This is a genomic window from Alcanivorax profundi, from assembly GCF_003597125.1.
GTDB lineage: Bacteria > Pseudomonadota > Gammaproteobacteria > Pseudomonadales > Alcanivoracaceae > Alcanivorax > Alcanivorax profundi.
Map to the genome: position 1 here is coordinate 33,139 of NZ_QYYA01000005.1, position 21,607 is coordinate 54,745.

General features: G+C 58.9%; 21 protein-coding genes. 14 read left to right on the forward strand and 7 right to left on the reverse strand.

Going from position 1 to position 21,607, the window contains the following annotated elements; translation table 11 throughout:
* Window positions 1–9 precede the first annotated feature (9 nt).
* A complete protein-coding gene (locus D4A39_RS14080; RefSeq protein WP_022985419.1) occupies window positions 10–1,032 on the forward strand; it encodes an imelysin family protein in 1,023 nt (340 codons plus the stop codon).
* A 51-nt stretch (window positions 1,033–1,083) separates the two neighbouring features.
* Window positions 1,084–2,193, forward strand: a complete 1,110-nt coding sequence (locus D4A39_RS14085; RefSeq protein ID WP_199699469.1) for a DUF1513 domain-containing protein — start codon at window positions 1,084–1,086, stop codon at window positions 2,191–2,193.
* Window positions 2,194–2,226: 33 nt separating this feature from the next.
* On the opposite strand, the gene D4A39_RS14090 is transcribed toward D4A39_RS14085, so the two are convergent.
* On the reverse strand, window positions 2,227–2,637 hold the full coding sequence (locus D4A39_RS14090) for a MerR family transcriptional regulator (protein WP_022985417.1): 411 nt from the start codon (window positions 2,635–2,637) through the stop codon (window positions 2,227–2,229).
* Between the two features lie 186 nt (window positions 2,638–2,823).
* On the opposite strand from D4A39_RS14090, the gene D4A39_RS14095 reads away from it, so the two are divergent.
* The 8 genes from D4A39_RS14095 to D4A39_RS14130 all read left to right on the forward strand — a co-directional run bounded on the left by D4A39_RS14095 (window position 2,824) and on the right by D4A39_RS14130 (window position 10,626).
* On the forward strand, window positions 2,824–3,438 hold the full coding sequence (locus tag D4A39_RS14095; RefSeq protein WP_022985416.1) for a cation efflux transmembrane domain-containing protein: 615 nt from the start codon (window positions 2,824–2,826) through the stop codon (window positions 3,436–3,438).
* A 72-nt stretch (window positions 3,439–3,510) separates the two neighbouring features.
* Window positions 3,511–3,726: a DUF3820 family protein gene (locus D4A39_RS14100; protein ID WP_031226472.1), complete on the forward strand. Its 216-nt coding sequence runs from the start codon at window positions 3,511–3,513 to the stop codon at window positions 3,724–3,726.
* A 61-nt stretch (window positions 3,727–3,787) separates the two neighbouring features.
* A complete protein-coding gene (locus D4A39_RS14105) occupies window positions 3,788–4,468 on the forward strand; it encodes a DUF4336 domain-containing protein (protein WP_022985414.1) in 681 nt (226 codons plus the stop codon).
* Window positions 4,469–4,606: 138 nt separating this feature from the next.
* Window positions 4,607–5,770 carry an efflux RND transporter periplasmic adaptor subunit gene (locus D4A39_RS14110; RefSeq protein ID WP_035482149.1) on the forward strand — a complete coding sequence of 388 codons (1,164 nt, stop codon included), beginning with the start codon at window positions 4,607–4,609 and terminating at the stop codon, window positions 5,768–5,770.
* Window positions 5,770–7,704: a MacB family efflux pump subunit gene (locus D4A39_RS14115; protein ID WP_022985412.1), complete on the forward strand. Its 1,935-nt coding sequence runs from the start codon at window positions 5,770–5,772 to the stop codon at window positions 7,702–7,704. The genes D4A39_RS14110 and D4A39_RS14115 overlap by 1 nt, the downstream gene beginning before the upstream one ends.
* A complete protein-coding gene (locus tag D4A39_RS14120) occupies window positions 7,697–9,055 on the forward strand; it encodes an efflux transporter outer membrane subunit (protein WP_031226468.1) in 1,359 nt (452 codons plus the stop codon). The genes D4A39_RS14115 and D4A39_RS14120 overlap by 8 nt, the downstream gene beginning before the upstream one ends.
* A gap of 252 nt (window positions 9,056–9,307) precedes the next feature.
* The gene (locus D4A39_RS14125) at window positions 9,308–10,219 is read left to right on the forward strand and encodes a histone deacetylase family protein (protein WP_022985410.1); all 912 of its coding nucleotides are present in this window, start codon (window positions 9,308–9,310) and stop codon (window positions 10,217–10,219) included.
* 20 nt (window positions 10,220–10,239) lie between these two features.
* Window positions 10,240–10,626, forward strand: a complete 387-nt coding sequence (locus tag D4A39_RS14130) for a sirohydrochlorin chelatase (protein WP_022985409.1) — start codon at window positions 10,240–10,242, stop codon at window positions 10,624–10,626.
* Here the strand turns inward: D4A39_RS14130 and D4A39_RS14135 are convergent.
* Window positions 10,623–11,768 carry a lipid A deacylase LpxR family protein gene (locus D4A39_RS14135; RefSeq protein ID WP_119918440.1) on the reverse strand — a complete coding sequence of 382 codons (1,146 nt, stop codon included), beginning with the start codon at window positions 11,766–11,768 and terminating at the stop codon, window positions 10,623–10,625. The two genes, D4A39_RS14130 and D4A39_RS14135, sit on opposite strands and share 4 nt — an antisense overlap.
* Window positions 11,769–12,123: 355 nt before the next feature.
* Here D4A39_RS14135 and D4A39_RS14140 point away from each other — a divergent pair, with 355 nt between their 5' ends.
* Window positions 12,124–13,293 carry an acetyl-CoA C-acetyltransferase gene (locus D4A39_RS14140; RefSeq protein ID WP_022985407.1) on the forward strand — a complete coding sequence of 390 codons (1,170 nt, stop codon included), beginning with the start codon at window positions 12,124–12,126 and terminating at the stop codon, window positions 13,291–13,293.
* Window positions 13,294–13,596: 303 nt separating this feature from the next.
* On the opposite strand, the gene D4A39_RS14145 is transcribed toward D4A39_RS14140, so the two are convergent.
* The 4 genes from D4A39_RS14145 to D4A39_RS14155 are packed head-to-tail and all read right to left on the reverse strand — an operon-like array spanning window position 13,597 to window position 17,658.
* Window positions 13,597–14,715 (reverse strand): HupE/UreJ family protein, encoded by a 1,119-nt coding sequence (locus tag D4A39_RS14145; RefSeq protein ID WP_022985406.1) that lies wholly within the window; start codon window positions 14,713–14,715, stop codon window positions 13,597–13,599.
* A complete protein-coding gene (locus D4A39_RS14150; RefSeq protein WP_022985405.1) occupies window positions 14,712–15,845 on the reverse strand; it encodes a tetratricopeptide repeat protein in 1,134 nt (377 codons plus the stop codon). The genes D4A39_RS14145 and D4A39_RS14150 overlap by 4 nt, the downstream gene beginning before the upstream one ends.
* A 37-nt stretch (window positions 15,846–15,882) precedes the next feature.
* Window positions 15,883–16,131 (reverse strand): hypothetical protein, encoded by a 249-nt coding sequence (locus D4A39_RS17785; RefSeq protein WP_022985404.1) that lies wholly within the window; start codon window positions 16,129–16,131, stop codon window positions 15,883–15,885.
* 12 nt (window positions 16,132–16,143) lie between these two features.
* The gene (locus tag D4A39_RS14155; RefSeq protein ID WP_022985403.1) at window positions 16,144–17,658 is read right to left on the reverse strand and encodes a DUF4331 domain-containing protein; all 1,515 of its coding nucleotides are present in this window, start codon (window positions 17,656–17,658) and stop codon (window positions 16,144–16,146) included.
* A 166-nt stretch (window positions 17,659–17,824) separates the two neighbouring features.
* Between D4A39_RS14155 and D4A39_RS14160 the strand changes: the two genes are divergently transcribed.
* Window positions 17,825–18,370, forward strand: coding sequence for a sigma-70 family RNA polymerase sigma factor (locus D4A39_RS14160; RefSeq protein ID WP_022985402.1), 546 nt, complete (start codon window positions 17,825–17,827; stop codon window positions 18,368–18,370).
* Window positions 18,367–19,071 carry an anti-sigma factor gene (locus D4A39_RS14165; RefSeq protein ID WP_022985401.1) on the forward strand — a complete coding sequence of 235 codons (705 nt, stop codon included), beginning with the start codon at window positions 18,367–18,369 and terminating at the stop codon, window positions 19,069–19,071. Before D4A39_RS14160 ends, D4A39_RS14165 begins: the two co-directional genes overlap by 4 nt.
* Window positions 19,072–19,130: 59 nt before the next feature.
* Here D4A39_RS14165 and D4A39_RS14170 read toward each other — a convergent pair whose 3' ends face one another.
* Complete coding sequence (locus tag D4A39_RS14170) at window positions 19,131–21,044, reverse strand: ATP-binding cassette domain-containing protein (RefSeq protein ID WP_022985400.1); 1,914 nt, start codon at window positions 21,042–21,044, stop codon at window positions 19,131–19,133.
* Between the two features lie 74 nt (window positions 21,045–21,118).
* Between D4A39_RS14170 and D4A39_RS14175 the strand changes: the two genes are divergently transcribed.
* Window positions 21,119–21,583 carry a TIGR02444 family protein gene (locus D4A39_RS14175; protein ID WP_035482161.1) on the forward strand — a complete coding sequence of 155 codons (465 nt, stop codon included), beginning with the start codon at window positions 21,119–21,121 and terminating at the stop codon, window positions 21,581–21,583.
* The last annotated feature ends 24 nt before the right edge of the window (window positions 21,584–21,607 follow it).

Below are 21,607 nucleotides of genomic sequence, written 5' to 3' on the forward strand. Positions count from 1 at the left end.
GAGTGGATCATGCGTAGTGCGATTGTACTTGGCTGTGTCGTCCTGCTGGCGGCGTGCAGCAACCCCCGACAGGAAGTGACCAGCCAGCTGGCGCAGCAAGTATTGCTCCCTGCCCATCAGCAGTGGCATGACCGTAATGCTGCACTGGTTCAGGCGGTGAAGGGGTTCTGTGAGGGCGACGCTGAGCGTACCTCAGTGGCGCAGGCGTTTATGGCCAGTCAGCAGGGCTGGTCTTACCTGCAGCCGCTGATGGTGGGGCCGCTGTCAGAAGGCAATCGTAGCTGGCAGGTGCAGTTCTACCCGGACAAACGCAACATGGTTGCGCAGCAGGCTGAGGCCTTGCTCGACAGTCATGATCCGCTCACCCAGCAGGCGCTTGATGGCGCCAGTGTGGTGGTGCAAGGGCTTACCGCATTTGAATACGTGCTGTTTGATGACAGCGTGGAACTGCAGGCGGACAAGGCACGCTATTGCCCGATGCTGATGGGCATTGCCCATCACCAGCAGGGCTTGTCCGGCGAGGTGATGGCACTGTGGGAGGAGGCCGGTGGCATGCTGGCCCAGCTAACGGATTTCCCCAATGACCGTTACGCCAGCGCTGAAGACGCTCTGGGCGGTGTGTTACGCGTGCAGATCACCGGTGTGGATGTGCTCAAGAAAAAACTGGGCACCCCCATGGGGCGCCTGAATCAGGGGGTGGCCCAGCCGTATCAGGCGGAGGCCTGGCGCAGCCGGCAATCGGTGGCCAGCCTGCAGGCCTCTTTGGCAGGAGCCCAGGCCGTGTGGGAGCGGGTGCGCTCACTGGTCAGTGATGGCGAGCTGGCAGGCAAGATCGATCAAGCCTATGCCGAGACCCGCGACAAGTTGGAGGCATTGCCGGCGCCGTTGTTCGAGCTGGTACAGGATCCGGCCAATCAGCCGTTACTCCAGGACCTGTATCGCAGTCTGGATACCCTGGAAACCCTGCAACAGGCCGAGCTGGCCAGTGATCTGGGTATCCAGATCGGCTTTAACGCCAACGACGGAGATTGATTCCGCTCCACGTTTTTCGGTGCGGTTCCATGGGCCAGGCGGGAGAGAGTCATGCCACTGACACGACGAACATTATTGAGCGCCGGGGCGGCACTGGCCGGGGTGGCTGCCGTGGGGGGCTGGGCGTTCTGGCAGGGTCGAGGGCAGTCGCCGTTGCTGCTGTCGGCACGCAATGATGATGCCGGTCAGCATTATTGCGCGGGCTATTTTCTCGATGGCAAGCAAGCGTTCGCCACGCCGGTGCACGAGCGTTGCCATGACATTACCCGCCATCCGTTTTTGCCGCTGGCCCTGTTTGTGGGTCGCCGTCCCTCTCGGGAAAGTTATCTGATCGACCTGCGTGACGGGACTCTGGTGCAGACCCTGCACAGCGAACCGCAGCGGCACTTTTATGGCCATGCAGTGTTTCACCGGCAAGGCGAGTGGCTGTATGCCACCGAGAATGATCTGAGCGACCCCGGCCGCGGAGTGCTGGGCCGCTACCGGCTGGATCTGGACGCTCTGCGGCTGGTCCGTGATGGCGAGGTGCCCACCCATGGGGTGGGGCCGCACCAGTTGAAATGGATGCCGGATGGGGAGTCGCTGGTCATTGCCAACGGCGGTATCCGTACCGAAAGCGACAGCCGCGAGAAAATGAACCTGGATGCCATGGCGCCCAGCCTGGTGATCATGGATCGCCACGGCGAACGGTTCAGCAAGGAAACCCCTGAACATCGCCAAAACAGCATTCGTCACCTGGCTGTGGCCGATGATGGCACGGTGGTCTCCGGCCAGCAGTACCAGGGCCCGGCCTGGGACAGTGTGCCCTTGCTGGCGATCAAACGTCCGGGACAGCCCTACCAGACCTTCCCGGTGGCAACAGAACAGTTGGCCATGATGAATCAGTACACCGCGAGTATTGCCATCCACAGCGAACAACGGTTGGTGGCCATGACGGCCCCCCGGGGGAACCGGTTCTTTGTCTGGGATCTGGATACCGCAGAGACGGTGGTGGATACCCCCATGTCGGATTGTGCCGGGGTCGGGGTGGTGCCCAGCGGCTTTGCCGTGACCTCCGGGCAGGGGCGCTGCCGCCACTTTGATTGCCGGGGGGGAAGCGTGACCAGTGAATGGCTGGATTTGCCCAGCGGCTGGTGGGACAACCACCTGTGGCTCAGCTGACGTCGCCGCCTTTTTGTGGTGAGGCTGGCGGAGTCAGTGTTCGCCCGCACACTCGTTGTGATCGCTCAAGACTTCAATCACGCGGCATTCCCCCTGATGGCCGTGGGCGCATGCTTCAATCATGCGGTCCAGTTCATCGCGCAGGGCGCAGAGGGCGCGAATGCGTTGCTCCACGGCCTGGCGGTGGCGGCGGGCAATGGCATCGGCATGGCCATGCTGTTCGCTCAGTGCCAGTAGTTCGCGAATATCGTCCAGGGTAAAGCCGAGCTCCCGGCTGTGGCGGATAAAGCCCAGCCGTTCCCGGTGACGCGGTTGATAGCGTCGCTGCCCCCCTTCGCTGCGTGCCGGCTCTGGCATCAGCCCGATCTTCTCGTAATAGCGAATGGTTTCCACCTTGCAGCCGGTGACCTTGCTCAGGGTGCCAATGGAAAACAGGGTGCTCATGCTGCCTCCAGCAGGACAATGAAAAGGTGCGTCGCGGATTAGGAAAAGCTGGTTGTCAGACGTCAGACTTTCAAACTGGCCACTTTCCTTTCTTCTCGCCCGCGATGAACCAAAGAAAAGCCTTGAACCTGTAGTCACTATAGCTTTTTTAATGGGGGCAGAGTGAATCAGAACAAGGAGACAGGCATGGCATGTTGCGATACCGATCTGAGCGCCCCCCAGGCCCCCGCATACCGTCGGGTGTTGTGGGTTGTGCTATGGATCAATGCGGTAATGTTCGGGGTGGAAGCCACCACCGGGGTATTGGCGGATTCCCGGGCTTTGCAGGCCGATGCGCTGGACTTTCTCGGTGATGCCAGCACCTATGGCCTGACCCTGTGGGCATTGGGCCAGTCGCTCACCTGGCGGTTACGGGCGGCGCGGATCAAGGGCTGGTCCCTGCTGGTCATGGGCGTACTGGTGCTGGCCAACAGTGGTTGGGCGCTGGTGCAGGGCAGTGAGCCAGTGGGCGAAACCATGATGGGCGTTGCGGCGCTGGCGCTGGTGGCCAATGTGGTCAGCGCGGTGTTGCTGCTGCGTCACCGGCAGGGGGATGCCAATATCCGCTCGGCCTGGCTGTGCTCACGCAATGATGCCATCGCCAATCTGGCGGTGCTGGCGTCTGGCAGCCTGGTGATTTGGGCGGACAGTCGCTGGCCGGACCTGTTGGTGGCAGGGGTGATTGCGGCCCTGTTTACCCACAGTGCAGTGTCGATCTTGCGGCAGGCAAATCGCGAGGCCGTGCCGCATCGCGCCTGCTGACAGCGGGGCGGCTGGTGTCCACGAGGACGCCAGCGTATGGTGCTAAACTTATGTTTTACCGGCACCGCAGTTATGGATTTGAAACACGAAGACTTGAAAGCGCTGGTTGAGCGCACCATGCCCTTTGGCAAATATCAGGGGCGGGTACTGATCGACCTGCCCGAGCCTTACCTGCTGTGGTTTGCCGACAAGGGTTTTCCGAAGGGCGAACTGGGGCGTTACATGGCGTTGGCCTTGATGCTGAAAATGGATGGCACGGAAAAACTGCTGGATCCGCTGCGCGCCTGATAGGCTCCAGTCGCTGCGGCGTTAGTGCCAGTGTGTCCCTATTTTTTAAAAGGAAAAAAGCATGTCCCGATTGCAACCGCTTACCGAGTCTGTCTGGCACGTTGCAGTTCCTCATGCCTTCATGGGGCTTCATGTCGGCGCGCGCATGACGGTGGTGAAACTGTCTTCTGGCGGTTTGCTGCTGCATTCCCCCATTCCGGTAGATGATGCCCTCGCAGAGGAGCTGGCGGCACTGGGCGACGTGACCCACATCGTTTGCCCTAACCTGTTCCATCATGTTTATGCGGGTGAGGTGAAAGCCCGTTATCCGCAGGCGCTGTTGCATGGCCCGGCGAAGCTGGTCAGTAAGCGCAAGGACCTGACCTTTGATGCGACCCTGTCTGAAACGCCACACCCGGACTGGGGCCAGGATTTTGAGCTGGTCTTTATCGACGGCTCGATGATTCACGAGACAGTGTTTTTCCATGTGGCCAGCCGGACTTTGATCGCGGCGGACCTGATCGAAAACTTCCAGCAATGTGACCATGGCGTGACCCGCTGGTACCTGAAACTGGGTGGGTTGTGGAAAAAGCCGGGTTGGCACCCGCTGCTGCGGCTGGTGTATCTGAACCGCAAAAAGGCGCGAGCCAGTGTCACTCGCATTCTGGACTGGCCGACGGAGCGGTTGTGTCTCTCCCACGGGGAGGTGATTACCGAGCATGCCCGCAACGCGCTGTATCTGGGTCTACGCTGGCTGTTGTAGCTCGCACTGACGCACAGCGACCGCTCTCAGGAGCGGTCGCCTTTCTTTCTTTCCAGCCTCTGGCTTGCACTCTCTCTCCACATTTCTTGCACCTTTGCGGTCTATCGTTTCCTCCATCATTAATGGTGTGGAAATGTCATGGCTGTCTGGATTCGCCGTTACCGGAAAACGGCTGTTATATCGCTGATTCTAATTGTGCTGTTGCTGGTCATGGCATGGCGCTGGGGATCGGCGTCATCGCCTGACAGGCAGTGGCAAATGGCCACTGTCGAGCGGGGGGATGTGGAGGAGCTGGTGACCGCACTGGGAACACTCGAGCCCAAAGATTACGTGGATGTGGGGGCTCAGGTGTCTGGCCAGCTTACTCGCTTGCATGTGGAGGTCGGGGAGACTGTCGAAGAGGGGCAGTTGCTGGCGGAGCTGGATGCCTCGGTGCAGCAGACCAAAGTGGATGCCGGGCTGGCGGAAATGGAATCCTTGCAGGCACAGCTCGAGCAGCGTCAGGCGGAACTGGAACTGGCGCGATTACAGTATCAACGCCAGCAGCGCCTGCGTGGTGCTGATGCCACCAGCGACGATGCATTTCAGAGTGCTCGCTCGGCCCTGCTGGTGACCGAGGCGCAAATCAAAGTGCTCCAGGCCCAGCTGCGCCAGAAACAGGCCAGTGTGGAAGGGGATCAGGCGAATCTGGGGTACGCCAGAATCTACGCTCCGCGCAGTGGCACGGTGGTGAGCATGGAGGCCCGCGAAGGTCAGACCCTGAACGCCAACCAGACCACGCCCACGCTGATGCGGATTGCCGATCTTTCTACCATGACTATTTCCACCCAGGTGTCAGAGGCTGATGTGCATCGCCTTCGGGCAGGCATGCCGGTGTACTTCAATACCCTGGGGAATAATCGCCAGCGCTATGACAGCGAGTTGCGGCAAGTATTGCCGACCCCGGAAGTGGTCAACAATGTGGTGCTGTACACCGCGGAGTTTGATGTGGGTAATGAGCAGGCTCAGCTCATGTCCGGTATGACCGCTCAGGTCTTCTTCGTGGTGAATGCGGCGGAAAATGTGTTGAGTCTGCCGGTGGCAGCGGTCAAGCGTTCCGGGCGCGGGCAGTGGAAAGTCCAGGTGCTCGATGGCAAGGGTGAGCCACAGGATCAACCGGTACAGGCGGGTATCAATAACCGCGTGCGCATCGTCATCAACGAGGGACTGGAAGAGGGTGACACCGTGGTGCTGGGGGCGGCAGGTCCGGCCATGGAGCCGTCGAAAGACAATGACCGCCCGCGCCGTCGGGGACTGTTCTGATGGCGTTGATTGAACTGCGCAATATCCGCAAGCGCTACCCCGCGGGGGAGCAGGATGTGGAGGTATTGCACGGCATTGATCTGGCCATCGAGGCCGGGGAATTTGTAGCCATCATGGGCAGCTCCGGGTCAGGCAAGTCTACCCTGATGCACATTCTGGGTTGCCTTGATCAGCCTAGTGACGGCGAGTACCGTTTTGCCGGCCAGGCGGTCACGGCCATGGATCACGAACAGCTGGCCTGGTTGCGCCGGGAAATGTTTGGCTTCGTGTTCCAGAGTTATCACCTGATCGGAACGGCCAGTGCCTGGGAAAACGTGGCGCTGCCGGCCATTTATGCCGGGGTGTCCCGCGAAGAGCGCAAGCAGCGTGCGCAGGCATTGCTGACCAGCCTTGGACTGGAAGAGCGTCTGGAAAATCGCCCGAACCAGTTATCCGGTGGTCAGCAGCAACGGGTCTCTATCGCCCGTGCCTTGATGAATGGCGGCAAGGTGATTCTGGCCGATGAACCCACCGGGGCACTGGACAGTGTCAGCGGTGACGCTGTCATGGCACAGCTGCGCAGCCTGGCCGAGCAGGGCCATACGGTGATCGTGATTACCCACGATGCCAAAGTGGCGTCCCACGCTGACCGGGTGGTGGAAATTCATGATGGTGATGTGATCAACGACACCCGTCATCAACCCCATCAGCAGGATCGTGCCCAGCCGGTATCCCGCCCGCCGCGCCAGTCGGCATTGCCCGACCTGGGCGAAGTGCTGGAAGCGGTGATCATGGCATTGCGTTCGTTGCGGGCCAACTGGATGCGCACCGTGCTGACCTTGCTCGGTATCGTGATTGGTGTTGGCGCGGTGGTGGTGATGCTGGCGATCGGCGAAGGCGCCAAGCAGGACGTGGTCGCCCGCATCAATGACCGTGGCACCAACCTGTTGGTGATCCGACCTGACCGGGGCCAGCAACGGGTCGCCGACGGCGTGATTGCGACACTGGTACCAGAGGATGCCGAGGCGCTGAAAAAGTTACCGAACATTCGCACTGCAGTACCTGAGATTTCCGGTAACGTGACCGCTCGTGCCAACAGCAAGGATGTCTCTACCAGTGTGCAGGCCGTCAGCGAAGATTTTCCGTCGCTGCGAGACTGGCACCCGGTGTCGGGGATTTTCTTTGGCCAGCAGGACATGAACAGTTATGCCCCGGTGGCGGTGATCGGGCAAACCGTAAAGGCCAATCTGTTTCCCGATAGCGATCCGCTTGGCCAGTTCTTGATGCTTAACAGTATTCCCTTTCAGGTCATCGGGGTGATGGGCAGCCAAGGAGCCACCGACTGGGGGGATGATCAGGACGATGTGGTTATCGTGCCGCTCTCTACCGGCACCCTCAGGCTGTTTGGACAAAACTATCTGCGCTCCATCACATTGGCGGTGCAGGATGTCTCGCAAATTGATGCCACCGAAAAGGCCGCGGTGGCCTTGCTGACCGCCCGCCACGGGCGCGAGGATGTGCGTGTTTTCAACATGGCCTCGCTGTTGGACATGGTGTCGGAAACCCAGAACACCCTGACCCTGTTGCTCGGCTCGATTGCCGCCATTTCCTTGCTGGTGGGCGGGATCGGGGTGATGAATATCATGCTGGTCAGCGTTACCGAGCGAATTCATGAAATCGGTATTCGCATGGCGACGGGCGCACGGCAGCGAAACATTCTCCAGCAATTTCTGACCGAGTCCGTGGTGGTGTCCGCGCTGGGAGGTGTGGTCGGTGTGGTGGTTGGTATTCTCGTCGGTTCGTTGCTGGAATGGTTGGGCATGGCGATTGTGTTTTCCGTCCCGGTGATGGTGGCGTCTTTTGTGTGCGCAGCGGGCATTGGTCTGCTGTTCGGTTTTGCTCCCGCCTTGAAGGCCGCGCGCCTGAATCCTGTGGAGGCGCTCAGTAATGATTAAGAAAATGATATGTGTGATGTGTGTGGCGGTGCTGTCCGGCTGTGCCATGACATCCGGCCTTGACGCACCGGAGCAAGCCATGCCGGAACAATGGCTCAACCAGCAGCAAGACAGTGAGGCGATGATCAACCATCCGCAGTGGTGGCAGCAGTTCAACAGCCAGGAACTGAACCTGCTTGTGGGCCAGGCGCTGGCTGCCAATACCGATTTGTTGGCTGCGGCCGCACGGGTCGAGCAGGCTGATGCGCAACTGACCCAGGCAGGTGCTGCCCTGTTTCCTTCGTTGGGCCTGAGTGCAGGTGGTGGACGCAGTGGCGTGTTCGGCGAAAGCGGCAGCACGGACAATTACAACGCGTCGCTGAATGCCAGTTACGAGCTGGACCTTTGGGGGCAGATTCGCAACAGCCGGGATGCGGCGCGAGCCTCTTTGCTGGCCAGTCAGTTCAGTCGCGATACGGTGCAACTCACGGTGATCGCCAGCGTGGTGAATACCTATCTGCAGGTGTTGTACCTGCAAGACAACCTGGCCCTGTCTGAAGAAAACCTGAAGCTCGCCCAGCAGGTGCTTGATGTGGTCGAGTCCAAAGTCGAAAACGGTGCGGTCTCGCCGCAGGACCTGGCCCAGCAGAAAACGGTGGTGGCCAACGCCAAGGCGCAGCTGCCGTCCCTGCGTCACCAGTTACGGCAGAGCCGGTATGCCCTGGCCGTGCTGGTGGGGGAAATGCCCCAGGTATTTCAGGTGGGGGGTGGCACCCTGGACGGTTTGCAGCTGCCCGAGATTCAGGCTGGCTTGCCGGATCAGGTGCTCGCCCAGCGGCCGGATATTGCTCAAGCCCAGGCGCAGCTGATGGCTGCGGATTATTCCGTGGCTGCGGCCCGGGCTGATTACTGGCCCTCCATTACCCTGACCGGTAGCGGCGGCTATGCCAGCAGCGCCCTGTCGTCACTGTTTAACGGTGATGCGGTGTACAGCCTGGGTGTCTCGCTGGCCCAGACCCTGTTCGACGGTGGCGCCCGCGGTGCCCGGATCGACCAGAGCAAGGCCGCCTGGGAGGAGCAGGTGGCAAGCTACACCGGTACCTTGCTGGTGGCTCTGCAGGAAGTGGAGCAGTCCCTGAGCAATGTGCAGGCGCTGGCCGATCAGCAGCAGTATCGCGAGGAAGCCTACACCCAGGCGGAGGAAGCCTACCGGGTGGCGCAGGTGCGCTATCAGGAAGGTGAAACCGAACTCACCGATGTGCTCAGTGCGCAGAGCAGTTTCAACAATGCCCGCCAGAACAGCCTGGAACTGATTTATAACCAGTACCAGTCCCGCGTCACGCTGTACCGGGTGCTGGGAGCCTCTGAATAACTCCTTGCGTACTCAGCGTGGCCTGAAGCGTTCAGCAGTTGTGTCTTGTCTCGAAGGGAAGGGATGCTCCCTGGAAGGTGGCCGGGCCGCGGAGGAATCCTGAGGGGTATTCTGCGATTTCCTCACCCAAGAGGGCACAGAGATCACCGGGGAAGGTGAAATTCTGTGCCCTCTGTCTTTCTTTGATACGGTTTGCCGGTGGCAGCTCGAATCGACAGAATATGGGACTCTTTCTGCGTTCCCGGATAGCCCGTGCTTCCTTTGGTGTATCACCCCGACTACAGTTTCCCTTTTCCCGGCAAACACCGTTTTCCCATGGAAAAATTTTCCCTGCTGCAGGGGTATCTGCGCAGCAAGGGGATTGCCCGTGGCGACAATGAATTTCGTCCCGGCCGGGCAAAGCCTGCGTTGTTAAGTCAGGCCCATTGTCCACAGTATGTGTCGGCCATGGTGAATGGCACGCTGGAGAGCAAGGCATTACGGCGCATGGGCTTGCCGTGGAGCGAGGGGTTGATGAAGCGCACCTGCATTGCGCCCATGGGCACCCTGATGACGGCGCAGCTGGCCCTCCAGCATGGTCTCGCGTGTCACCTGGCCGGAGGCACTCACCATGCCCATTACGATTTCGGTTCCGGTTTCTGCATCTTCAATGACCAAGCCTTTGCGGTGCAGCAATTGCTTGCCCGGGGGGCTGTGGAAACCGTGCTGTTGTTTGATTGCGATGTGCATCAGGGCGACGGCACGGCAGCCATGCTGGCGCAAGAGCCGCGGGCATTTACCTGCTCGATTCATTGCGAGAAAAATTTTCCGGTCAGAAAAATGCACAGTGATCTGGATGTGGGGTTGCCGCCGGGAATGACTGATGGCGATTATCTTGATGTGGTGTTCGATACCCTGGAGCGGTTGCTGGATCAGCTGCAGCCGGATCTGGTGTTCTATGATGCCGGGGTGGATATTTATGCGCAGGATCCGCTGGGGCGTCTGGCTGTTTCCGAACAGGGCATCGCTGACCGGGACCGCGGTGTCATCGAGCGTTGTCGCCGCCGGCATATTCCGGTGGCGACGGTGATAGGTGGCGGCTACGATGATGACCGTGATGCGCTGGCGCGCCGTCACGCCATCGTGATTGAGGAAGCGGCCACAATAGCGGCCTTGTCCCCGTAGTCGCCACTCAAGGAGTTCTCATGTCCAAAGCACTGTTGATCATGGCCCATGGTAGCCGCAGTGATACCGCCAACGACGAATTTCGCGCGTTGGTGGAGACGGTGGCAGAATCCGCCCACGCCGCCGGCGAGGAATATGTGGCCGTGCTGCCCTGTTTTCTAGAGCTGGCGTTTCCTTCCCTGATCGAGGCAATCCAGCAACTGGAGCACCAGCCGGTGACACATGTGCAGTTGTACCCCTTGTTCTTCAACAAGGGCAAGCATGTGGGCCGGGACATTCCCGCCCAGATCGAGGATGCCCGGGCGCGGTTCCCGGAACTGTCCATCGAGTTGCTGGATTACTTCGGCAACGCCAAGGGGTTGGCGCCGCTGGTGTTGAGCCATATTGTGGCGCAGTCTGGCGACTAGAATGACTTGGCGAACACCAGCCCGCCCCACAGAACATTACGGTCGCCTACCCCTTCCTTAAGTTCTGAAGTGTGGCCACGCAAGACATAACTCAGGCGATAGCCATCGCCAAAACCCCAGGTGTACCCCAGCCAGGCTTCGGCAATGGCCTGGTTGATCTCGTCGCTATCGTAGCTCACGTCACTGTCGCGGAATTGTCCTTGCAAAAATACATTGTAGGCGCGACCCACCAGGGAAATACCACCCCACAGATAATGCTCGCTGCCTTGTTCCATGGAATTGGTGCTGTTGCGCTCGCCATAGCGGGCCAGCTCCGGGTTGCTTTGCCACCATGGGGCCCGCAATTTTCCGGCGCGAAAGCTGAGGCTCCAGCGCGCTTCGGTGATATAGCCGACAGACCCTTCAACGGTGCTTTTGACTTCCAGGTTATCAGTGGAGAAAGGCAGCGTTTTCTGACGCGCCAGTGAGTAGCGGGCGGTGGGTTCGCCACCGTCACTGATCTGGTGGTTCCAGCCTTCAGCATGTTCACTGCCGATGGCCTTGTGGAAACTGTTTTGCAGATTGCCGGCCAGATCCAGCCCCAGGGCACCGACGGTCAGGGTGCTGTGCCAGGCGACCTTGTCTTGCGGATTGACCTGAATGCGGCTGCTGGAAGCATATAACAGGCTGGCATACGGACGGTCGTCATATTGTGGAGCTGCGATGCTCTTGTCTTCGGGCGTAAAGCCGAACAGGCCGGCTTCAAAGCTGTGGCCAAGCTCACTGGTGTTACCAATGCCATCGACGCCAATGCCGCGGTCTATCCAGCCCAGCGGTGTATCCAGAGACAAGGCAAAATCCCGGGCCTTGGTGCCGGTGGCGGCGACGCTCAAACCGTAGGTGTAATCCTGGTCGCGGCTGCCGGGGACCAGGGCATCGTTATCCAGTGTGAAGGACCAGCTTCCGGTGTTTTCTTCGCTGTCAGTCGCGGTCTGGGAGACGGGTTGACGATAGGGGGCGTGGGCGGGGTTGCCGACCATGGCCAATCTCAGTGATGGCGGCTGCTCTCCGGCATCTGCGGTGACGGGGATCAGCAGGGCCGCGGCGGTCAGCAGAGCTGCGCAGGTTTGGGGTAAAGCCGGTTTTTTTCGTTTTTTCCTCATGGTTTGTTATCACCCGTTCTCTGTCATTAAGCGGCGTGTTGCCGTGACGTACTGCTGGGCGATTGTGGGTGGTGCGCATTGTTGTTCTGCCAGCGTCGTACCGTGGTACATGCAATCAGATGACAAGAATGGTGACAGACTGTTCGATAACAAAGCGCGAAAGACTGAGCCTTTTAATCGATTTTTTCGAACTTTATAGATTTTACAAGAGGTGGAAAACACTCGGGACGCGGCCATTTCCTGACCGGATTCTCACCGCCGCCGGCGAATGTGTCATTGAGCCGCGGGCAGGCCCATCGTAGCCTGCACCCCATATTTCCCGTGGTAATCAGTCAAGAGATTGAGGAGGCCCCAGGTGGCAGAAGCATATATCGTAGCGGCGGTTCGCACCGCAGGTGGCAAGAAGAACGGCCGGTTAAGCAAGACTCACCCGGCGGACATGGGCGGCAAGGTTATCGATGCCCTGATCGAGCGCACCGGCCTGCCGGCGGACAAGGTAGACGACGTGATCTACGGTTGTGTCAGCCAGATCGGTCCGCAGACCTTCAATGTGGCTCGCACCTCTATTCTCAGCTCATGCCTGCCGGAATCCGTACCGGGCGTGTCTATCGATCGCCAGTGCGGTTCTTCCCAGCAAGCCATTCACTTTGCGGCCCAGGCGGTCATGAGTGGCACTCAGGATGTGATCATCGCCGGTGGTGTGGAATCCATGAGCCAGGTGCCGATCGGTTCTCCGGCGGTGGCCGTGAAGGAAATGGGGTCTCCGTTCGATGGCGTGGAAATCAGTAAACGTTACCCGGGTGAGCATTTCAGCCAGTTCAACGGTGCCGAGCGCATGGCCGAGAAATACGGCGTGAGCAAGGAAGAGCTGGATCAGTTCGCCTATGACTCCCACAAGCGTGGCGCGGCGGCCACCGAAGCGGGCCGTTTCAAGGACGAGATCATTCCGATCACCGTGACCCTGGAAGACGGCTCCCAGGAGGAGCACGTGGTAGATGAAGGGATTCGTTGGGAAGCGGATCTGGCCGCCATCAAGGCACTGAATCCGCTGGTTGACGGCGGCTACATCAGCGCGGCCAATGCCAGCCAGATCACCGATGGCGCGTCTGCGCTGATGATCGTCAGCGAGAAAGCCCTGAAAGAATTTGGCCTGACGCCGCTGGCCCGTATTCACGCCATGTCGGTAGTTGGTTCTGATCCGACCATGGTGCTGGAAGGCCCGATCCCTGCTACCGAAAAAGTGCTGGCCGCAGCGGGCATGACTATTGGCGATATCGATCTGTATGAAGTGAACGAAGCGTTTGGCTCTGTACCGCTGGCCTGGATGAAAGCGGTGGGCGCGGATTACGACAAACTGAACGTGAACGGTGGTGCCCAGGCACTGGGTCACCCGCTGGGTGGCACCGGTACCAAGCTGATGGGTACCCTGATCTACGAACTGAAGCGTCGTGGTGGCAAGTATGGATTGCTGGCAATCTGTGAAGGCCTTGGAACGGCTAACGCGACGATCATTGAAGTGCTGTAACGTCAGTTGAAAGTTTAAACGCGTGTGAGGTTGGTGTCAGCCGTCCTGACGCTGGTTCCGTGCCGCGACGTTCCGCCTGATAAAAAGCCGCTCCGGGAAACCGGGGCGGCTTTTTTGTCTGCAGGGGGTAGCGAGTCTCGAGTTTCGAGTTGCGAAAATCAAAAGCGAAAAGAAAAATCTTTGTCTTTCGGTTTTCGTGGGTTTTGCTCTTCGCAACTCGCAACTCGCAACTCGCAACTCGCAACTCGCAACTCGCAACTCACAATGTACCCGTTAGCACTGTGCCTGGCTGGGGAAAAGTCATCAGCTGAGCCTTTCCACTAGCCAGACCCCGGCAAGCAACATGATCGAAAGTGACCCGACTGGCACAAAAATGCGTTGATAAAAATGCGTTTGCCGCATCAGATACGCCAAGGGAACAAATACCAGAACAATGGCAACCTGACCCAGCTCTACACCGAGATTAAAGCCCAGAAGTGGCAGGAAGATGCCGCTGTCGGTCAATCCCAGGTCCGCAAGAACCGAGGCGAAACCCATGCCGTGGATCAGACCAAAGACAAACGCCATTACCCATCGTTTGGGGAAGTAACGGGGCAGCAAGTTTGCTACGGCGCCAATGGCAACGGTGGCGGCAATGGCAGACTCCACCAGCCATGAAGGCAGTGAGATGATACCCAGAGTGGCAAGCCCCAGCGTGAGTGAATGCGTCAGCGTGAAGGCCGTCACGATGGCCAGGGTTTGAGTCAGCGCGCTGCCCATGTTGGCAGCCGGTTGCCAACCACCTCTTTGCCAGACCAGTACCGCGGGGAACAACAGGGTCAGCAGAAACAGAATGTGATCATAGCCAATCAGGATGTGGTGGATCCCCTGATAAACAAAACCCTGGAAGGCTGGCCAGAGGGGGGTGAGTTCTGCGTTGAACTGCTGGCGGCGTTGCTGGTTGCTAAAGGTGGCGGTAAGTTGGGTGCCATCCTGGTCCAGACGCAAAAGGCCATGATGATCCGGGTCGCGCTCAAACAGGAGCTGGTAATCGACTTCCAGCTGTTGGGGAGGGGCGCTGCATTGGCCTTGCAAGTGCAGGGCCGCATAGGTGCCATCCACATGATCAATGGCCTGCAAACGGGTCAGGGTTAATGGGCACGGATAACGTATGTCGTCCTGCAAGGCCGTCAGACTGAGTGCGGGCAATATCTCTTTGCCCAAACTGCCCTGCATACGTTGCAACTCCCCCCAGGTGATCACCGCATCGCGATTCTCATCAAGCGGAATCAGCAGGTTCAGATCTCTCAGGGCAATGTCCCAACGTCCGGACAGTTGTTTGCTGTCGGAGCGAGCGTCGAGTTGCAGGTAACTGTCACTGGGTTTATGCGCCAGGGCCTGCATCGTGATCAGGGCAAGAATCAGGGATAATATCGCTTTCATCGGGTTGCCCTCTCGTTCCAGTGTTGAGAAGGCGCGTCGTTGATGTTGTGACGTTGAATAAATCGGTAGGCATCATCCAGTGATTTTTCATTTTCGCTCAGTGCCGCACTGGCCAGCAGGATGCGCAGATCGCTCAGCTCCCTTTGTGTTTCCCAGTTAGCTCTGGCCGCCTCAAGTGCCTCGTCAGCCTGTTCCGTTACCGACAGTAAAAAACGGGCGTGTTCACGATGATGAATGGGTCTTTGTGATTGTTGGGCCATGTCGACGCGTTGCTGATAGGCATTGCGCCAGTTTGAAGCTTCAGAATGCCGACTTCGCTTGGCGGCAATGGCCAGGCGTAGCAGGGCGTTATCCCTGTCCTGCCAGTCCAGCAGATCGGTAATCACCTTGGCGTTGGCACCTTGCATAAGCCAAATGTCACTCTGCAAATAACGCAGGTAGGGCGATTGTGGAGCTATCTGCAAGGCCTGTTGAACATGGGTAAGTGCCAAGGCGTTATCCCCTTGTTGCACGGCGATTTCAGTGAGCAGGGTGTATAGCCACTGGCGTTCGTCATCTGTCATTGAAAGCTGATCACTGTTGGCCAGCCGGGTCAGTGTCTGCTCGGCCTTGTCCAGGTTGCCGGTGATTGCCTGGATTCCACTGAGGCAGAGGATGACACTGGTGGCAGGGAGAGAAGTTGCGGCCTGCTGACAGGCTTGTCGAGAAGAGGTGAAGTGGCCTTGCACGCGATCCAGGTTGGCAAGCATCAGCCAGGCCTGGCCCTCATCCGGGCGTTGTTCAAGCAAGCGATTCAGTCGGCTTCGAGCCAAGGAAAAATGGTGCTGGTACTGTTCGATTTCTGCCATCAGCAGTTGCGTAGCGGCAGAGTTGGTGGGCGTCAGGAACGGCTTTAATGTGGCTTGGGCATAACCCAGAAAGCGGGAGTCCTCCCTGAGTCGAGCTTCATCAATCAGTTGTCGTGCCTGCGCTGTGGCGTTGGCCTGGTTTTTGATCGGTGAAGATTGCTGCAGCGCTTGTTCGGCCGGAGATAGTCGAGCCAGAACCTGGTCGTTGGAAGATGGGGTGTAGGGGGCCGCCCAGTTCCGCCCGGCAATCAGGCTGAACAGGACGACAAAAAAAGGTGCCATCACTCTGTAGTGATGGCACACCCCCCGATTCCATTTTTTAGTTTGGAGAGTCCAGAACACTGTTGTAGGCCTCCGGGTTGTTCTGGTCGCGGTCCACAAGCCGCAGGTTGTTGATGTTGACCGGGTCGCGGTCATCTCGTGTATTGGCCAACTGCACCTTGACGAACGCCGTGTAGTTAATGGCAGCATTCGCTTGCGGTGGCGGTCGGTCATTATTGTCGTCACCGCCGCAGGCGCTCAGCGCCATTGCAGAAAGCAGTACGGTGGTCATGGTAAAAAAACGCATGATGTCCTCCAGTTACATGGCCACGTTGTTGGCACCCGGCAGCGGGGTGTTCAGGTAGGGGAAAGTGGTGAGATAGGCATTCGGGTCCGGAAGCGCTCCGTCATTCACAATAGCGCCACCATTTACCTGGCTATTTTGTGTGCCACAGCTACCGATCTCGCCGCCCGGATCTGCGCCATTAACGTCGCCACCACACAGGAACCCTTCGGCAGCGGTGAGTGCAATATCGACTACATCATCAATGGGCCGGCGACCATTGGGGAAACCGGCAAAGTCTCCACCTGCTACGCCCAAATCCACCTGGGAGCCTGCTGCAGTTGCCGGGATGGCAGTGTTGAGGCGCAGTATTTCACTGGCCGTTACCATGGGCAGCTGGGTAACGCCGGGTACACCCGTCAGGAAGACCGTGACCAGATCGTTACGTGGTGTCTCAGGAGCCGTGACACCAAACAGGATCTCTACCAGTGCAGGCAGCGTCGGATTGGTCACATAGGTGGCAAACTGACCGTCATCTTTCGGTTCACTGGCATTGAAACGGTCCTTGTCCTGCAGACCGATAACGACCTCATTGACCAGCGGATTACCGAGGCGTGACACCTGTGTATAGGCGCCACCCTTCACGGCCGGCCCTTTGGCATTCGCACTGGCGGTAGTGTCTGTGCCTTTCGGGGAAGGGTTAATGACGGTGGCCTGACGTACACTTGCGGTAGTCCAGCCGCCAATAACGCTGTTTTCGCCGGTCAGACAGGACGCCGGTACTTCCAACGCCAGACTGGTGACGTTCTTGTCGCCAATGGTATTGCTTCGGGAATCGCGGTCGCCGAGTGGATTGAGCGCAACCAGATCAAATACTTCCCCGAGGTTCACCACAAAGCCTTCCTGTCGTTGACCCGCAAATACTTTGCCCGGCATGGGGCAGTCCGGGATGGCAACCTCGTGGATAAAGCTGTCGGCATAGGTGGCATAGTCCGGCAGCGATTTGGTGCCGATGTTGTCCAGGGGCTTGTCGAATGTCTCACTACCGCTGCCGGCATCGGTGAGATTTTGTACTGTGCCGGTGCGACGATCGCCGGTAATCATCTTCACTGTATAGGTTTCGAGCACGTTCTGGGCGCTATTGTTACCTGCGGTAATCTGGCCAATATTGATCAGTGGAACGGGTACGCTGGTGCCTCCAACATCGACTGCCAGATTTTTGCGTTCGGTGTTGAACTGGAATTGGAAGGTAATGTCTTCCTGGGCATTGCCGGTGTTGTCGATGTGAATCTCGTAGATGGCCTCGTCGTCCAAGGAAAAGTAGTTGGGGCCGCCATAGGCATCTTGCAGCGGCAGATAATTGGCGATCAGGGTGACGTAATTCTCGCGATCAGCTTCGTAGCTGTTGAACATGTAGAAATCGGTGCCATCAACTTTGGGCATGCCGGTAATGAAAGGCGCTTCCCGATGACTGGATGCCAGGGCGCTGGTGCTCGCCAGCACCATGGCCAAGGTAGAGGCAGCGGGGATGAGAAGACTGCGGCATTGCATGGTGGATCTCCCTTTGTATTCGTTGTGAAGGGAGTTACGCCCGACACGGCGTTACGGATGCAGAAAATATTTTGTTTTTTTATGCATCCAATCCGTCGACATTCACGTACTACTAACATCTTTACTGTCATGACTGGGCCTGTTCACACCAACTCAGGCCCCGGTTATGGATTGCGACAATCAACGGCTAGTGACTTTGCTGGCGAAGTCCGCACAGGGCGACCGGCAATCGTTCGCCAGTCTTTATCAGCAAACCAGTGCGGCGATTTATGGCATGTGCGTGCACTTGCTGCGCAATACCGATGAGGCTCAGGACGTGTTGCAGGAAACCTACATTCAGGTATGGCATCACGCGGGTGAATACCACGCAGACCGTGGTACTCCGATTACCTGGATGATGTCTATTGGCCGTTATCGTTGTCTCGACGCCCTGAGGCGCAGGCGGCATCACGTGGATTTCCAGCCGGTGGAGTCCATCCAGGAGAGCGACGCGCCGGGGCCTATGCAAATGGCAGACGCCCAGTCTGAGCGTCAGCGTCTGAGTGATTGCCTCAAGGATCTTGATGAGCGCTATCGCTCTACCATCGAGATGGCTTACTACCGTGGGTTCACACACCAGGAGCTGGCAATGGCCATGGGCCAGCCCTTGGGAACGACCAAGAGTCTTGTCCGTCGTGGCCTGTTAGTGTTGAGACGGTGTCTCGGTTCATGAGGCCTGATCATTTTGAGCGTAACCAGGCGCTTGCTTCTGAATATGTGGTGGGGACATTGCAGGGTGCTGCACGCAAGCGATTCGAGCACTGGATGATGGAATCACCGCGCTTGCGTCGTCAGGTGTGGTATTGGGAGCGAAGGCTTGAACCGTTCAATAACACTTTGCCCAAAACGGCACCTCCTGCGCAGCTGTGGGATCAGATAGAGCAACGGTTGTTCCCGGAGCCGCAAGCATCCAATGCCAGCGCAGGGCACAGGCACAGGCAGGGGCTGTGGTTCTGGCGCTGGAGTGCAGGGCTCGCCATGGCGGCTTTGCTGGTTGTACTGATATGGACTCCTTTGCCATCGCAATCCACACAGGGGGTGGTGGCGGTGGTTCAGTCGGAACAGGCTCTACCGCTCTGGGTGATGAATGCGTCCACGGCGGATCACAGCTTGACCATGAAGGCCTTGCCGTCGGTGGCTACCAATACGGGGCAGGATTTTGAACTGTGGCTGCTGTCAGGGTCAGGCGTGCCCGTTTCCTTGACGGTGTTACCGACGGAAGGAGCCGAATTACGTATTCAGTTGAGCAACGAGCAGGCGCGAGAATTGCTGGAGAGCCGATCGCTTGCCATCAGTCTTGAGCCCAAGGGAGGGTCGCCTACCGGGCAACCCACCGGCCCGGTTCTCTATCACGCTCAGCTGGTAGATTTCTGAGGTGACCGCAACGGTAGCAACAACAGTAAGCGAAGAGGGCGTGCGGCCGGCGGTCATTGCTACTCCAGCGAGCTTTCGGCCTCTTCCAGCGCTTCCATGGCTTCCAGCAGGGCTCCCTCCAGCTCGTCATGCTGTTTCTTGAGGCGCGCTTGATCTCCCAGCAAGCCGTTCATTTCGTTTTTACGGCTATCGTCGGTGTAGAGTGATTCATCGCCCAGAGACGCTTCGGTCTTTTCCAGTTGGCTTTCACAGTCGGCCAGTTGTTTTTCCAGCTTTTCTACCTGCTTTTTCAGCGGTCGCAGTTGTTCACGCTTTTGGGCGGCCAGTTGACGACGGGCCTTGGCATCCATGCCGTCATCGGCTTTTTCTTCCCGTGCCGGTTTGCCGTCCTTGCGGTTTTGTTGCAGCCAGCGAGCGTAGTCATCCAGGTCGCCATCGAAGCGGCGAACCTCGCCGTTGGCCACCAGCCAGAATTCGTCCACCGTGGTTTCCAGAAGGTGGCGATCGTGGGACACCATGACCACAGCACCTTCGAAGGCCTGCAAGGCGAGGGTGAGGGCCTCGCGCATGTCCAGGTCAAGATGGTTGGCCGGTTCGTCCAGAACCAGCAGGGCGGGTTTTTCCTGCACGATCATGGCCAGTGCCAGGCGGGATTTTTCCCCGCCCGAGAAGCGGCCCACCGGGGCAAAGACATCATCGCCATGGAATCCGAAGCGGCCCAGTTCGCTACGCAGTTGCGATTCGCTCCATTTGGGATAAAAACGGGACAGCATCTGGTAAGGCGTGTCGCTGTGATCCAGCCGGTCGACCTGTTGTTGGTGAAAGTAGCCTACGGCAAGGTCCCGGTCTTTTTCAAAGCGCCCGGCCAGGGGCGGCAGCTCGCCGACGAGCGTGCGGATGAGGGTGGATTTGCCCGCGCCGTTGGGGCCCAGCAGTCCCAGCCGGGACTCGGGACGCAGGCTCAGGCTGACCTGGCTGAGGATGGCCACGTCACCCTCATTGTTGCGGTAACCGCATTGCACCTGTTCCAGGTTTTCCATGGGGTTAGGCAGCTTTTCCGGCATATGGAAGTCAAAGCTGAAACCGGAATCCACATGGGCCGGGGCGATCAGTTCGAGCTTTTCCAGCGCCTTCACCCGGCTCTGGGCCTGCTTGGCCTTGCTGGCCTTGGCCTTGAAACGGCGGATGAAGGTTTGCAGGTGGGCCACCTGGGCCTGCTGCTTGTCGTGCATTTTTTGTTGCAGCGCCAGTTGCTCGGCGCGCTGGCGTTCGAAGTCGGAGTAGCCGCCACTGTAGTGATGCAGTTTTTGCCGTTCGATATGCAGGATCTGGTTTACCGTGGCATCCAGAAAGGCACGGTCGTGGGAGATCACCAGCAACGCCCCGGGTTGCTGGATCAGGTAGCTTTGCAGCCACAGGATGGCATCCAGATCCAGGTGGTTGGTGGGCTCATCCAGCAGCAGCAGGTCGGCGTCGCTCATCAGCACCTGGGCCAGATTCAGGCGCATGCGCCAGCCACCGGAAAAGCTGGAGACAGGCTGGCGCTGCTGGGTTTCGCTGAATCCCAGGCCGGCTAACAAGGTGGCCGCGCGGGCGGGTTGTTGCCAGGCGTGCAGGGCTTCCAGTTCGCCATGGGCGACGGCAATGGCGTGATTGTCACCGGCGCTTTCTGCGTCGGCCAGTTTGTGCTCTGCGCGGCGCAGGGCCTTGTGTCCGTCCAGCACATAGTCCACGGCAGGCTGTGCCAGGGCCGGCACTTCCTGGGCCATCATGGCCAGACGCCAGTCATTGGGACAATTCAGGTTGCCGCCGTCGCTCTCCAGTTCGCCCATGATAAGCTTGAACAGCGAACTCTTGCCGGTACCGTTGCGGCCCACCAGCCCCACGCGCCAGCCTTTGTGCAGCACAAAACTGGCCTCCTCCAGCAGGAGGTCCGGGCCGCGGCGCAGGTTGATCTGTTCCAGAGAAAGCATGGTGGGTCCGTCAATAATGAGAAACCGGCGCAGTGTAAGCCAGCCAATCGGATGGGGGAACCGTGGACGATACCGTGAAACAGGATCTTTGGCGCTACGCGCTGGGACGGTGGCAGGACAAGGCGTTTGAGCAGGCTTGCCTGACGTTGCAGGATACCTACCAGGTGCCGGTGTCGTTGTTATTGTGCGGGCTGTGGCTGGCGGCCTCCGGCAAGCAGCCGGATGCGATGGTAGGGCGGCGCGTGGCGGAGGTGGCGGAGCAGTTCGAAGTCGACTATCTACGGCCGTTGCGCGCGGTGCGGCGAAAGGCCGGTAAGGATGTCCGTCTGCCTGAATTCAAACGCCAGCTGCAGCAGGTAGAACTGGAAGGTGAGCGCTGGCTGCTCACTACCTTGCCGTCCCTGTGCGATAACCTGCTGCCGGCGGGGGGGCAGGTAGACCCGATGGCGTGGATGTTGGTGCTGGTGCCGGAACTGGCGCAATGTGAGGGGCTGCAGGATGCGTTGAACGTGCTGGTTGAATTGAAAGTTCAACTTTGAACTTTCCACTGGCCCCTGCCATTC